The following is a 12397-nucleotide window of genomic DNA, read 5'->3' as shown; positions in this document are numbered from 1 at the left end:
CAGCGCCCAAATACGGTGTTACTTACGCCGCCATATCGTCCCTTGTGGACCATCCTCCAGCACAATCCCCAGCTCATTCAATTGATCACGGGCAGAATCTGCCAGTGCCCAGTCTTTACTGCTGCGGGCATCATTGCGCTGTTTGATAAGAGCTTCGATTTTTGCCACTTCGTCGTCGTCAGTCTGCGCACCACTTTGTAAAAACAGTTCTGGATCTTGCTCTAATAACCCCAGCACATGCGCCAGTTTACGCAACTCTGCCGCTAACGCATTTGCCGCAGTCATATCTTCAGCTTTGAGGCGGTTCACTTCACGGGCGATATCAAACAGCACAGAGTAGGCTTCTGGCGTATTGAAATCATCATCCATTGCCGCACGAAAACGTGCTTCAAATTCAGCGCCACCCGCCGGCGTTGCATTGGCATCAGTACCGCGCAGCGCGGTGTATAAGCGCTCTAAAGAAGCACGTGCTTGCTTGAGATTTTCTTCACTGTAATTAAGCTGGCTACGATAATGACCGGACATTAAGAAATAGCGCACGGTTTCAGCATCATAATAGGCCAGTACATCACGGATGGTGAAAAAGTTATTCAGTGATTTCGACATTTTTTCTTTGTCGATCATCACCATACCGGAATGCATCCAGTAATTCACATAAGGGCCATCATGCGCACAGGTAGATTGTGCAATTTCATTTTCGTGGTGCGGGAACATCAAATCAGAGCCGCCACCGTGAATATCAAAATGCGCGCCTAACTGCTTGCTGTTCATTGCCGAACATTCAATATGCCAACCAGGGCGGCCCGGCCCCCAAGGTGATTCCCAGCTAGGTTCGCCGGGTTTGGACATTTTCCACAGCACGAAATCCATCGGGTTGCGTTTAACATCAGCCACTTCAACTCGCGCCCCCGCTTGCAACTGGTCCAGATCTTGACGAGATAACAAACCGTAATCTGGATCACTCTCAACAGAGAACATAACATCCCCATTGGCAGCCACGTAAGCATGCTCGCGGGCGATCAAACGCTCGGTCAGCTCAATAATTTCGGGGATGTGATGGGTAGCGCGCGGCTCTAAATCTGGGCGTTTGAGGTTCAATGCATCAAAATCTTTGTGCATTTCAGCCAACATCCGCGTAGTCAGTTGCTCGCAGGTTTCATTGTTTTCAATGGCCCGTTTAATAATTTTATCGTCAACGTCAGTGACATTGCGGACGTACGTCAAAGAATACCCTAAATAACGCAAATAACGCGCAACAACGTCGAAAGCGACAAAAGTACGCCCATGCCCAATGTGACACAGGTCATAAATGGTGATCCCGCATACATACATACCTATTTTACCGGCATGAATAGGCTTGAATTCCTCTTTTTGGCGACTCAGTGTATTAAAAATCTTTAGCATCGGGACATTCCGTGGTTTTTGTTTTTGCGATACGCATGGTTTAACAAGATATCATCAGATTATGCGGTAAATTTGCCTTCGATACAGCACTTTTTCGCACATCTTGCCGGCGTTTCGAATGCTGACTCAATCCCGCAGATATGATATAAGAGCCGTCTAAAGAGTTACGACTCATTTGTGAATACACTTATTACACTAGCGGGAACATTATTATGGTCACTTTTCATACTAATCACGGCGATATCGTCATCAACACCTTCGCGGATAAAGCGCCAGCTACTGTTGAAAATTTCCTGAACTACTGCCGTAAAGGTTTCTATGATAACACTATTTTCCACCGTGTTATCGATGGCTTCATGATCCAGGGCGGTGGTTTTGAGCCGGGCATGAACCAGAAAACAACGGATGCCCCTATCAAGAACGAAGCCAACAACGGTCTGAAAAATACCCGTGGCACCTTGGCAATGGCGCGTACCAACGATCCACACTCTGCTACTGCTCAGTTCTTTATTAACGTTGCAGACAATGACTTCCTTAACTTCCGTTCAGAGCGCCCAGATGGTTGGGGTTACTGCGTGTTCGCTGAAGTGACTGACGGCTTGGACGTGGTTGATAAAATCAAAAACGTCGCGACTGGCCGCAGCGGTATGCATCAAGATGTGCCAAAAGAAGATGTGATCATTCAAAGCGTTACTGTTAGCGAGTAATAACGGCTTAATGAGCACGCTTTTTATTGCAGATTTGCATCTTAGCGTTCAGGAACCGGCAATCACTGCCGGTTTCCTGCATTTTATACAGCGTGATGCTATTCATGCTGATGCATTATATATCCTGGGCGATTTATTCGAATCCTGGATTGGTGACGATGATCCCGAGCCGCTGTATCGGCAAGTTGCTACTGCGTTAAAATCACTCCAGCAACAGGGCGTGCCCTGCTACTTTATTCACGGTAACCGCGATTTTTTGCTGGGCAAACGCTTTGCGCTTGAAAGTGGTATGATCTTGCTGCCGGAAGAGAAAGTTGTTGAGTTGTATGGCCGTAAAATCGTTATTTTACATGGCGATACCCTGTGTACTGATGATGCCGACTATCAGCATTTTCGCCGCCGAGTACACAATCCCCTGATCCAAAAGCTCTTTCTGTGGCTACCGCTGCGTTTTCGCTTACGCATTGCTGCTTATATGCGCAATCAAAGCCAACAAAATAATAGCGGTAAATCGCAACTGATTATGGATGTCAATCCACACGCGGTGGTTGAGACTTTCGAGCGAAATAATGTCAGTTGGATGATTCATGGGCATACCCACCGTCCTGCGGTTCATATTGTCGAATTAGCGGCGGAAACGGCACACCGGCTGGTTTTAGGTGCCTGGCATGTTGAGGGCTCAATGGTTAAAGTCACGGCTGATAGTGTTGAATTGATTAAATTCCCGTTTTAACCTTCCCGCTGCACCCCATAAACTGCGATAAAAAACTGATAAAACCCACTAAAAGCCGCTACGCAACCGTTTTCCTCGCCTTTGGCTCATGATATGCTCTACGCCCTCTCCGCCAGCCATGATTGAAATAAGATCATTCTGGCCGACGCTTGCGCAATCACAGGAGCTTTACACTCATGGGAGCTAACCTCGATTCGGCTTATCCAGCCGGGGTTAAAATCGCTATCGTAATGGGGTCCAAGAGTGACTGGGCCACCATGCAGTTCGCCGCCGACGTGCTCACCACGCTCAATGTCCCGTTTCATGTCGAGGTGGTTTCTGCCCACCGCACCCCCGATAAACTGTTCAGTTTTGCTGAACAAGCCGACGCGAATGGCTTACATGTCATTATTGCAGGCGCGGGCGGTGCTGCTCACCTGCCAGGTATGCTGGCGGCCAAAACACTGGTGCCGGTTTTAGGTGTGCCGGTACAAAGTGCGGCATTAAGCGGCGTCGATAGTCTCTATTCCATTGTGCAGATGCCACGGGGTATTCCGGTGGGGACGCTGGCTATTGGTAAAGCTGGGGCGGCGAATGCTGCATTGCTGGCGGCGCAAATACTGGCGCTGCATGATGTTGAATTGGCTGCACGTTTAGCGGATTGGCGTAAGAACCAAACTGACGAAGTGTTGGATAATCCCGATCCGAGGGATGAAGCATGAAACCCGTTTGCGTATTAGGCAATGGTCAGTTGGGGCGCATGTTGCGTCAAGCTGGTGAGCCGCTGGGTATTGCTGTTTATCCGGTGGGTTTAGATGCCGAGCCAGAAGCCGTGCCTTATCAGCACAGTGTGATTACTGCCGAGATTGAGCGCTGGCCAGAAACGGCTTTAACCCGCGAACTCGCCACCCACACCGCTTTCGTTAACCGCGATATTTTCCCACGTTTGGCTGATCGTCTGACGCAAAAGCAATTGCTCGATAGCCTGAATCTCGCCACCGCGCCATGGCAATTGCTGGCCAGCAAGAGTGAATGGCCGCAAATTTTCACCACACTGGGTGAGTTAGCCATCGTGAAACGTCGGGTCGGCGGTTATGACGGTCGTGGTCAGTGGCGTTTACGCGCCGGTGAGCAAGAGTGTTTGCCAACCGATGCTTACGGCGAATGTATTGTCGAGCAGGGGATTAACTTTTCCGGCGAGGTTTCACTGGTCGGTGCGCGCAGCCATCAAGGCCAATCAGTCTTTTATCCACTGACCCATAATCTTCATGAAGAGGGCATTTTGCGTATGAGCGTGGCATTGCCACGGCCCAATCGCAAACTACAGCAGCAAGCAGAAAAAATGCTGTCTGCAATCATGGATGAGCTGAATTATGTGGGTGTAATGGCGATGGAATGTTTTATCGTCGACGACAGTTTATTAATCAATGAGCTGGCACCGCGAGTACATAACAGTGGTCACTGGACACAAAATGGGGCGTCTATCAGCCAGTTTGAGCTGCATCTGCGGGCTATTTTGGATTTACCGCTACCCAAGCCGGTGGTAAATACTCCCTCCGCGATGGTCAATCTGATTGGCACGCCAGTGAATATCACGTGGCTGTCACTGCCCTTGGTGCATCTGCATTGGTATGAAAAAGAAGTGCGCGAAGGCCGCAAAGTGGGCCATTTGAATTTAAATGATCCCGATGGCGCAGCATTAAGTGCGGCCCTGACGGCATTAGCACCTTTGCTACCCGCGGAATACCAAAACGCTCTGCGTTGGGCGCAAGCTAAGCTGTAGCTAACTTCGATCAATACCCAAAGTAATTGGCATTGCAGCCAGGCGGCAAACGAGCGAATCCCGATGAGCTGACACAAGTCAGTGATTCGGGTGAACGAGAGCCGCCAACAACGCTGCAACGTCAAGTAAGAAGGGTATTCCGCCCCTGCAACAACCGCGCCCCCAACCAACCACCGCACAGTGACAGCAACAGTGCTGCCGCCAGTGGCAATAACCACCACATCATCCAGTTAGGTTGCCACGGGAAATCAAACACTAAGCGCTGCAATGCCCAAAGTGCCGCTTCTGCTCCAATGGCAGCCGCCATACCTGCCACCAGCCCCAGCAATGCAAATTCCCACCACAATGTGCCGCGCAGTAAGCGTTTACTTGCACCAAGTGTCCGGTAAACCACCAGTTCTTGACGACGTTGGCGCATACCGACCTGTACCTGTGCTAATAGCAGCAAAGTGCCACAAATAATCACCAATACCACCATGACTTCCAGCGCTCGGCTGACCTGTTGCAGCACCTGCCCAACCTGTTTCAGCATCGCACCAATATCCAGCAAGCTAAGGGTCGGGAACTGGCGATTCAATTGCGTCAGAACCTCGCCGTCACCGTGATAGCGGAAGCTGGTCAGCCAGGTTTGTGGCTGGCCATCCAACGTGCCTAGCGGGAAAATAAAGTAAAAATTAGGGCGCAGGCTTTCCCAATCTACCTGGCGAATACTGCTCACGGTCGCACCAAATGACTGCGTATCGCCACTGAATGTCATTTTATCGCCGATTTTAATCCCCAGCCGGTCAGCAATTCCCTTCTCAATCGACACTTCATCCGCCTTAGGCGGCCACTGTCCGGCGGTCAAAATATTGTGTGCAGGCAAATCTTGCTGCCAGGTCAGATTCAACTCGCGATTGACCGCCTCCCCGCCGGGCGCATCTTCCGCGACTCGCTCCGTCGCCAGTTGTTGATTAATTTCAGTCAGCCGAGCGCGAATAATCGGATAGAAAGTCGACGCCGTTATCTGATGTTGCGCGAGGAATTCCGTGACTTGCGGTACCTGCTGCGGCGTTATATTCAGCAGGAAATAGTTCGGGCTATCCGGCGGCAATTGCTGCTGCCAACGATCCAATAAATCACCGCGTAATACCAATAATAAAGCCAACAACATAAATGACAGTGAGAATGCCGCCAGCTGCGTTAGCGTCATCCACGGTTGGCGCAACAAGCGGTTAATCGCCAGCCGTAATGACAAGCGAGTCACCGTCAGGCGGCGCAACAGCAATAACCCCCCCCAGCCGATAATGCCCAGCAATAACGCCAGCACCACCATGCCGCCGAGAATGGCCCACAGCAGCGAATTCCCGCCCATCAGTAAGGCCAGCAAGCCGACCACCACCGCTATCATCACCGGAATAAAGTAGCGCAGCGGCCAAACATTGGCTGAAACATCGCGGCGTAATACCCGCAACGGCTGAGTTGCCAGCAGTTGCCGATAGGGGCGAATGCCCACCAGCAATGAAATCAATATCAGCGATCCCATTGACCATATCCATGGCCAGACACCGGCGGCCGGTAATGCAGCCGGTAATACCGGGGACAACAAGCGGATTAACACTTTCTCGAACAACAAGCCAATCACACTGCCGCACAAGCCCGCCAGCACCAACACCGAGATCCACTGCCCGATAATGAGCCGCCGTAGCGCGCTGCGCCCGGCCCCCAAGGTTTTCAGCACCGCCACCAAATCATAGCGACTGCGGCAATAATGCCCCATGGCCACGGCGACTGCGGCAATGGACAGTAATAATGTTAATAATGCCGATAACAGCAGGAATTGCTGGGCGCGTTGTAGGGATTTCCCCAGCGCGCCACCAGACTCTTGCAAACCATACCAGCGCTGTTCCGGCTTCAATTGTGGGGTCAGCCAATCACTAAACTGAGCAATAGCCTCCGGTGGCCCGGCAAACATATAGAGATAGCTCAAACGGCTACCCGGTTGTATTGCACCGGTTTTCTCTACATCCGCCAGATTGATTAAAACCCGCGGCGCGGTTTGAAATGGGTTAAAACCGGCGTCAGGCTCCTGTAACACTTCGCCAATGATTTTTAGCGAAGTATCACCAACTTCCAGTGTATCGCCGACTTTAACTCCGAGCAGCGCCAGTAATCGCGGGGCTGCCAGCGCAGTTCCTGGTTCAAGTTTGACATTCGCCGGTAAGGTTTCCAGCTTGCCATACAGCGGATAAGCTAAATCTGTGGCTTTCACGTCCGCCAGTTGTGGGCGATCACCGGCAAACGTCATAGTCATAAATGAAAGTTGGTGGCTGATAGCCAGCCCCTGCTGCTTCGCCTCCAGCAACCAGCTCTCCGGCACCGGATGAGAAGCTTTCAACACGCGGTCGCCCGCCAGAAAATCACGGCTCTGTTGACTCAGCCCTTGCTCCATCCGGTCACTAATACTGCCCAGCGCCAGCACACAAGCCACCGCCAGAGTTAACGCCAGCCAGACAATCAGCAGTGAGGGTGAGCGCCACTCACGCCAAAACCAGCGCCAAATCATGCTTCCTCCCACAATTTACCGTCTTGGAGCCGCAGCCGCCGCTGGCAACGGCCAGCTAATTGCACATCGTGAGTAACCAAAATTAATGTGGTGCCGTAGTCCCGGTTAAGGGAAAACAGCAAATCAGCTATCTTGTCACCCGTGTGCCGGTCAAGATTACCGGTTGGCTCATCGGCAAACAGTACTTTTGGCCGCCCACTAAAAGCCCGCGCTAGCGCCACGCGCTGCTGCTCACCACCCGAAAGCTGAGCAGGCAGATGGTGCAACCGCTTCTCCAACCCCACCAATTTTAATAGCTCAATGGCATGGGTTTTACTTTCGCGCTCGCTTTCTCCGCGTAATAGCGCCGGAAGCTGGACGTTTTCTAATGTATTAAGCGTCGGCACCAACATAAATGATTGGAAAACAAAACCGATATTTTTTGCCCGCAGTTGCGCGCGCCCTTCTTCATCCATGGCGGTCAAAGACTGGCCGAGTAAACTGACTTCGCCGCTGCTGCCATCATCCAGCCCAGCCAGAATGCCCAGTAAAGTTGATTTACCTGAACCTGACTCACCAATCAGCGCAATTGTCTGCGCGGGTTTGACAACCAGCTCAACTCCGGTAAGGATGGAGAGCTGTTGCTCACCCTGACCGACGTGTTTATTAAGATGATGAACTTCAAGAACGTTTTCCGCTGGCATCTTCCCTTCCTATTACTGTTGGGATTATTCAGTTTGCGTGCCGCCGCAACCGATACACTTTTGATTCTCGGCGACAGTTTAAGCGCCGGTTACCGCCTGCCAATTGCCGAAGCCTGGCCTTCGCGACTGGATAAAACATGGCAAGCCACGCCGTCATTACCGAAGGTGGTTAACGCCAGTATCAGTGGTGATACTGCTGCGCAGGGTCTGGCCCGCCTGCCTGCCCTGCTGAAACAACATCAGCCCCGCTGGGTACTGATTGAGTTGGGTGCCAATGATGGCCTGCGCGGTTTCCCACCGCAGGATATTCAACGGGATTTAACACAAGTTATCAATCAGATTAAAGAGGCTAAAGCTCAGCCCTTATTAATGCAAATCCGCATTCCACCTAACTATGGCCGCCGTTATACTGATGCTTTCACCGCTATGTATCCGCAGCTCGCACAGCAATTTGGCATTCCTTTGGTGCCTTTCTTTATGGAACAAGTTGCCGTCAAACCCGAGTGGATGCAGGATGATGGGTTACATCCTAACGCCGAGGCCCAACCATTCATTGCTGAATGGATGTCGCAACAACTCAAACCGTTAGTCGCTGTTCAATAACCAGAAACCACAAGAAGTAATAACACTTGTTTAGATAAATAGAATCACTCACTAGGTAAAGTTATGCAAAAAGCAGTATTAATTACCGGTTGTTCCAGCGGTATTGGCCTGATTGCGGCGCAAGACTTGAAAAACCGAGGTTATCGCGTGCTGGCGGCCTGCCGTAAAACCGATGATGTCGCGAAGATGACTCAATTGGGTCTGGAAGGTATTGAACTGGATTTGGATGACAGCGCCAGTGTCGAACGCGCTGCAGCGCAGGTTATCGCGTTGACCGGTGGACGCTTGTATGGCTTGTTTAACAATGGCGGTTTTGGGCTATATGGCCCCTTGCAGACGATTTCGCGCCAGCAGTTGGAAAAACAATTTTCCACCAACCTGTTTGGCACCCACCAACTGACGCAACTTTTGCTGCCCGCCATGCTACCTCACGGTGAAGGGCGCATTATTCAAACCAGTTCAGTAATGGGGTTGGTTTCAACTGCCGGTCGCGGTGCCTATGCTGCCAGTAAATATGCGCTGGAAGCTTGGTCAGATGCATTGCGTATGGAACTGCATGACAGCGGGATTCGGGTCAGTTTGATTGAACCTGGCCCGATAAGCACCCATTTCACGCAAAATGTCAATCAAGCTCAAGTTGATAAGCCGGTGAATAATCCTGGTATTGCCAAGCGTTTTACACTGCCGCCAGAAGCTATTTTGCCGAAATTGCGCCATGCGTTGGAAAGCCCGCGTCCGCAATTGCGCTATCCGGTCACTTTAGTCGCCCATGCGCTGACGATCTTGCGCCGCATCTTGCCGGGCCGCCTGTTGGACAAAGTCCTGCGTGGCAATTCCTAAGCTTGAGGTTGAAGCGACATAATCTGCCCCCATCTACTGTTAAAACGGATGAGAGAAATAATTCATGCTAGCACCTACTACGATTGATATTACTGAAGCGAACCTACATCAGGTTTTAGAACAATCCATGGCTGTGCCTGTGCTGTTCTATTTTTGGTCTGAACGCAGCCAGCACTGTCTGCAACTGACCCCAGTGCTGGATAAACTGGCCGCAGAATATGCGGGCCAATTCATTCTGGCGCGTGTTGATTGCGATGCACAACAAATGGTGGCGTCACAGTTTGGTTTGCGCTCCATTCCGGCTGTTTATCTCTTTAAGGACGGTCAGCCCGTTGATGGATTCCAAGGGCCACAGCCAGAGGAAGTTATCCGCGAACTACTGCAACGAGTGTTACCGAAACCTGAAGAGTTGAAAGCTGCCGAAGCTGCACAGTTGATGAGTGAGGGTAAAATGCAGGAAGCATTGCCATTGCTGAAAGACGCCTGGCAGTTGATGCAACAAAGCAATAACCCGCAAACCAGTGACATTGCGCTGCAACTGGCGGAAGCACAAATTCAGTTAAACCGCAGTGAAGATGCTGAAAGCGTATTGGCCACTATTCCACTGCAAGACCGTGACACCCGTTATCAGGGGCTAATTGCTCAAATTGAGTTGCTTAAACAAGCCGCTGATACCCCCGAAATCCAGTTGTTACAACAACAAGTGGCTGAACAGCCGGATAACGCTGAACTGGCAGTGCAATTAGCCCTGCAACTGCATCAGGTCGGACGTAACGAAGAGGCTCTTGAGTTGCTGTTGGGGCACTTGAAGAAAGACCTGACTGCGGCAAATGGCACGGCGCGTAAGACATTAATGGATATTTTGGCCGCATTAGGTACTGGCGATGCGCTGGCTGCCAAATATCGCCGTCAACTTTACTCCTTACTCTACTGAGGGGCGCGTTTAACGGTTATTCGCCGTGATACGGTTGCCATTATTTGCTACTGCGCGGGGCCATCCCGCGCTGTTTTATTCTGCCCCGGCCTCACTTTCTCTCATTTACACGCTTTTACCTGCCTTTCGTTAGGCGTTTAGCTCCCCGTCACGTAATATTAAGAAACAAAAAATCATTGCTGACAGGAAGTTAAATATGTTTACAGTCATCCCTGTTCTTATCGTCGTTGCCCTGATTGTGGTTTTTTCCTCAATCAAAATTGTTCCGCAAGGTTTTCAGTGGACTGTCGAGCGTTTTGGTCGTTATACCAAAACATTGATGCCAGGCCTGAATATCGTTGTGCCATTTATGGATCGTGTTGGTCGCAAAATCAATATGATGGAACAAGTTCTGGATATCCCATCCCAAGAGATCATTTCCCGCGATAACGCCAACGTAGCAATTGATGCCGTTTGCTTTATCCAAGTTATTGATCCCGTGAAAGCAGCTTATGAAGTCAGCAATTTGGAATCGGCCATTATCAATCTGACCATGACCAACTTCCGTACCGTTTTAGGCTCCATGGAACTGGACGAAATGTTGTCCCAACGTGACAACATCAACGGCCGTCTGCTGCACATTGTTGATGAAGCCACCAACCCGTGGGGCATCAAAGTTACCCGAATTGAAGTCCGTGACGTGCGCCCACCAGCTGAACTGATTTCTGCGATGAATGCTCAGATGAAAGCTGAACGTACTAAACGTGCAGATATTCTGGAAGCTGAAGGGGTTCGTCAGGCCGCTATTTTACGTGCCGAAGGTGAGAAACAATCACAAATTCTGAAAGCCGAAGGTGAGCGTGAATCCGCATTCTTGCAAGCAGAGGCCCGTGAGCGTGGTGCTGAAGCTGAAGCCCAAGCAACCAGAATGGTTTCTGAAGCTATCGCTGCCGGTGATATCCAAGCTATTAACTATTTTGTGGCACAGAAATATACCGACGCACTGCAACACATAGGCTCGGCCAATAACAGTAAAGTCATTATGATGCCGCTAGAAGCGAGTAGCCTGATGGGCGCTATCGGCGGTATTGCAGAACTGATTGGTGAGAGTAAAAACAGCCGGGGTAAATAACCATGCTGGAAGCAATTGCAGCGAATCCAAGTTGGTTTTGGCTATCACTCGGTGGGCTACTTTTGGCCGCTGAGATGCTGGGTGCCAGTGGTTATATGCTGTGGAGTGGCGTCGCTGCCGTGGTTGTCGGTGCTCTGGTCTGGTTATTTCCCTTTAGCTGGGAGATGCAAGGCGTGTTGTTTGCCGTTCTGACGGTGGTTTCTGCATTTCTATGGTGGTATTGGCTGAGCAAACGCACCAAACCGCAACCGGCAATGCTGAACCAACGAACGCATCAATTGCTGGGAACGCGAGCAACACTGACCGAGCCGACAGTTGACGGTTTTGGCCGCATGAGGGTTGGCGACAGCAGTTGGCGCATTTATAGCGCGACTGAGCTGGCTATTGGTACCGAAGTTGAAGTGATATTAGTGGAAGGCAATACCTTACACGTTAGAGCTATTAATCACTAATATATTGATATAAAGGCGTATTTATCTGAATGCGCCTTTAAACATATACTAAATCAATACCCCATCACCCAGCTTCTGGCTTTTGACCTCTGGTTTCTCACTGGCATGACAACACCCCGCCAGGTTATTGATAATCGGGCATTCTGCGCCGTCATCCCCTGGGCACTCATCCGCCAAAGCCAATAAACGTAATCGCATCTGTTTAAGATCATTAATATGGTGTTCTATTTCCGCAACCTTTTGTAACGTCGCGGCTTTTACATCTGCACTGTGACGGGCTGGGTTATGAAACAATGCCAGTAACTCACGACATTCATCTAAGGTAAAACCTACCTGACGCGCCTGACGCAGCAGAGTTAACTCTTCAATATGTTTGGCGCTGTAGCTGCGATAGCCATTATCGGTGCGGATAGGCGGTGTCACCAGTTTCTTTTCTTCGTAAAAACGAATGGCTTTGCTGGTTAAGCCGGTTTTTTTTGCCACATCACTAATATTCATTCGCCCCCCTTGACCTTACCCTTGCTGGAAGGTTTAACCTCTATAATTAGTGAAAGGAACGATACCAGTCAAGCAGAATAAAACCTGTGCATATGAAGGTTCATCATTGCCCTGAATAAAAGCTA

At 50.4% G+C, this 12397-nt stretch carries 13 protein-coding genes; 9 read left to right on the top strand and 4 right to left on the bottom strand.

Annotated elements, in window-relative coordinates:
• Nucleotides 1-18: 18 nt before the first annotated feature.
• Nucleotides 19-1404, bottom strand: coding sequence for a cysteine--tRNA ligase (gene cysS, locus DX162_RS12010; RefSeq protein WP_004390635.1), 1386 nt, complete (start codon nt 1402-1404; stop codon nt 19-21).
• A 212-nt stretch (nt 1405-1616) separates the two neighbouring features.
• On the opposite strand from cysS, the gene ppiB reads away from it, so the two are divergent.
• From ppiB to purK, 4 genes are all read left to right on the top strand, one after another.
• Nucleotides 1617-2111: a peptidylprolyl isomerase B gene (gene ppiB, locus DX162_RS12005; protein WP_004390636.1), complete on the top strand. Its 495-nt coding sequence runs from the start codon at nt 1617-1619 to the stop codon at nt 2109-2111.
• A 10-nt stretch (nt 2112-2121) separates the two neighbouring features.
• On the top strand, nt 2122-2844 hold the full coding sequence (locus DX162_RS12000; protein ID WP_004390637.1) for a UDP-2,3-diacylglucosamine diphosphatase: 723 nt from the start codon (nt 2122-2124) through the stop codon (nt 2842-2844).
• Between the two features lie 176 nt (nt 2845-3020).
• Nucleotides 3021-3545, top strand: a complete 525-nt coding sequence (gene purE, locus DX162_RS11995; protein WP_004390638.1) for a 5-(carboxyamino)imidazole ribonucleotide mutase — start codon at nt 3021-3023, stop codon at nt 3543-3545.
• Nucleotides 3542-4606, top strand: a complete 1065-nt coding sequence (gene purK, locus DX162_RS11990; protein WP_032819863.1) for a 5-(carboxyamino)imidazole ribonucleotide synthase — start codon at nt 3542-3544, stop codon at nt 4604-4606. Before purE ends, purK begins: the two co-directional genes overlap by 4 nt.
• A 121-nt stretch (nt 4607-4727) precedes the next feature.
• Here purK and ybbP read toward each other — a convergent pair whose 3' ends face one another.
• A complete protein-coding gene (gene ybbP, locus DX162_RS11985) occupies nt 4728-7151 on the bottom strand; it encodes a putative ABC transporter permease subunit YbbP (RefSeq protein WP_032819864.1) in 2424 nt (807 codons plus the stop codon).
• Nucleotides 7148-7834 (bottom strand): putative ABC transporter ATP-binding protein YbbA, encoded by a 687-nt coding sequence (gene ybbA, locus DX162_RS11980; protein ID WP_004390643.1) that lies wholly within the window; start codon nt 7832-7834, stop codon nt 7148-7150. The genes ybbP and ybbA overlap by 4 nt, the downstream gene beginning before the upstream one ends.
• Between ybbA and tesA the strand changes: the two genes are divergently transcribed.
• The 5 genes from tesA (at nt 7805) to DX162_RS11955 (ending at nt 11774) form a co-directional block, all read left to right on the top strand.
• Nucleotides 7805-8437, top strand: coding sequence for a multifunctional acyl-CoA thioesterase I/protease I/lysophospholipase L1 (gene tesA / locus DX162_RS11975; protein WP_032819878.1), 633 nt, complete (start codon nt 7805-7807; stop codon nt 8435-8437). The two genes, ybbA and tesA, sit on opposite strands and share 30 nt — an antisense overlap.
• 63 nt (nt 8438-8500) lie before the next feature.
• A complete protein-coding gene (locus DX162_RS11970; protein WP_004390646.1) occupies nt 8501-9277 on the top strand; it encodes an SDR family oxidoreductase in 777 nt (258 codons plus the stop codon).
• Between the two features lie 64 nt (nt 9278-9341).
• Nucleotides 9342-10211 (top strand): thioredoxin family protein, encoded by an 870-nt coding sequence (locus DX162_RS11965; RefSeq protein ID WP_004390647.1) that lies wholly within the window; start codon nt 9342-9344, stop codon nt 10209-10211.
• Nucleotides 10212-10407: 196 nt separating this feature from the next.
• On the top strand, nt 10408-11322 hold the full coding sequence (locus DX162_RS11960; protein WP_004390648.1) for an SPFH domain-containing protein: 915 nt from the start codon (nt 10408-10410) through the stop codon (nt 11320-11322).
• Between the two features lie 2 nt (nt 11323-11324).
• Nucleotides 11325-11774: an NfeD family protein gene (locus DX162_RS11955; RefSeq protein WP_004390649.1), complete on the top strand. Its 450-nt coding sequence runs from the start codon at nt 11325-11327 to the stop codon at nt 11772-11774.
• A gap of 48 nt (nt 11775-11822) precedes the next feature.
• Here the strand turns inward: DX162_RS11955 and cueR are convergent, their stop codons facing one another.
• The gene (cueR, locus tag DX162_RS11950; RefSeq protein ID WP_004390650.1) at nt 11823-12272 is read right to left on the bottom strand and encodes a Cu(I)-responsive transcriptional regulator; all 450 of its coding nucleotides are present in this window, start codon (nt 12270-12272) and stop codon (nt 11823-11825) included.
• Nucleotides 12273-12397 lie beyond the last annotated feature (125 nt).

The sequence above is a fragment of the Yersinia kristensenii genome (assembly GCF_900460525.1).
GTDB lineage: Bacteria > Pseudomonadota > Gammaproteobacteria > Enterobacterales > Enterobacteriaceae > Yersinia > Yersinia kristensenii.
This window is presented reverse-complemented; position numbering and strand designations above follow the sequence as displayed.

Coding starts and splice junctions, on each gene's coding strand:
- cueR (WP_004390650.1), bottom strand. CDS start 12,272: ATGAATATTAGTGATGTGGCAAAAAAAACCGGCTTAACCAGCAAAGCC.
- ybbP (WP_032819864.1), bottom strand. CDS start 7,151: ATGATTTGGCGCTGGTTTTGGCGTGAGTGGCGCTCACCCTCACTGCTG.
- DX162_RS11955 (WP_004390649.1), top strand. CDS start 11,325: ATGCTGGAAGCAATTGCAGCGAATCCAAGTTGGTTTTGGCTATCACTC.
- ybbA (WP_004390643.1), bottom strand. CDS start 7,834: ATGCCAGCGGAAAACGTTCTTGAAGTTCATCATCTTAATAAACACGTC.
- purE (WP_004390638.1), top strand. CDS start 3,021: ATGGGAGCTAACCTCGATTCGGCTTATCCAGCCGGGGTTAAAATCGCT.
- cysS (WP_004390635.1), bottom strand. CDS start 1,404: ATGCTAAAGATTTTTAATACACTGAGTCGCCAAAAAGAGGAATTCAAG.
- DX162_RS12000 (WP_004390637.1), top strand. CDS start 2,122: ATGAGCACGCTTTTTATTGCAGATTTGCATCTTAGCGTTCAGGAACCG.
- DX162_RS11965 (WP_004390647.1), top strand. CDS start 9,342: ATGCTAGCACCTACTACGATTGATATTACTGAAGCGAACCTACATCAG.
- purK (WP_032819863.1), top strand. CDS start 3,542: ATGAAACCCGTTTGCGTATTAGGCAATGGTCAGTTGGGGCGCATGTTG.
- DX162_RS11970 (WP_004390646.1), top strand. CDS start 8,501: ATGCAAAAAGCAGTATTAATTACCGGTTGTTCCAGCGGTATTGGCCTG.
- DX162_RS11960 (WP_004390648.1), top strand. CDS start 10,408: ATGTTTACAGTCATCCCTGTTCTTATCGTCGTTGCCCTGATTGTGGTT.
- ppiB (WP_004390636.1), top strand. CDS start 1,617: ATGGTCACTTTTCATACTAATCACGGCGATATCGTCATCAACACCTTC.
- tesA (WP_032819878.1), top strand. CDS start 7,805: ATGAACTTCAAGAACGTTTTCCGCTGGCATCTTCCCTTCCTATTACTG.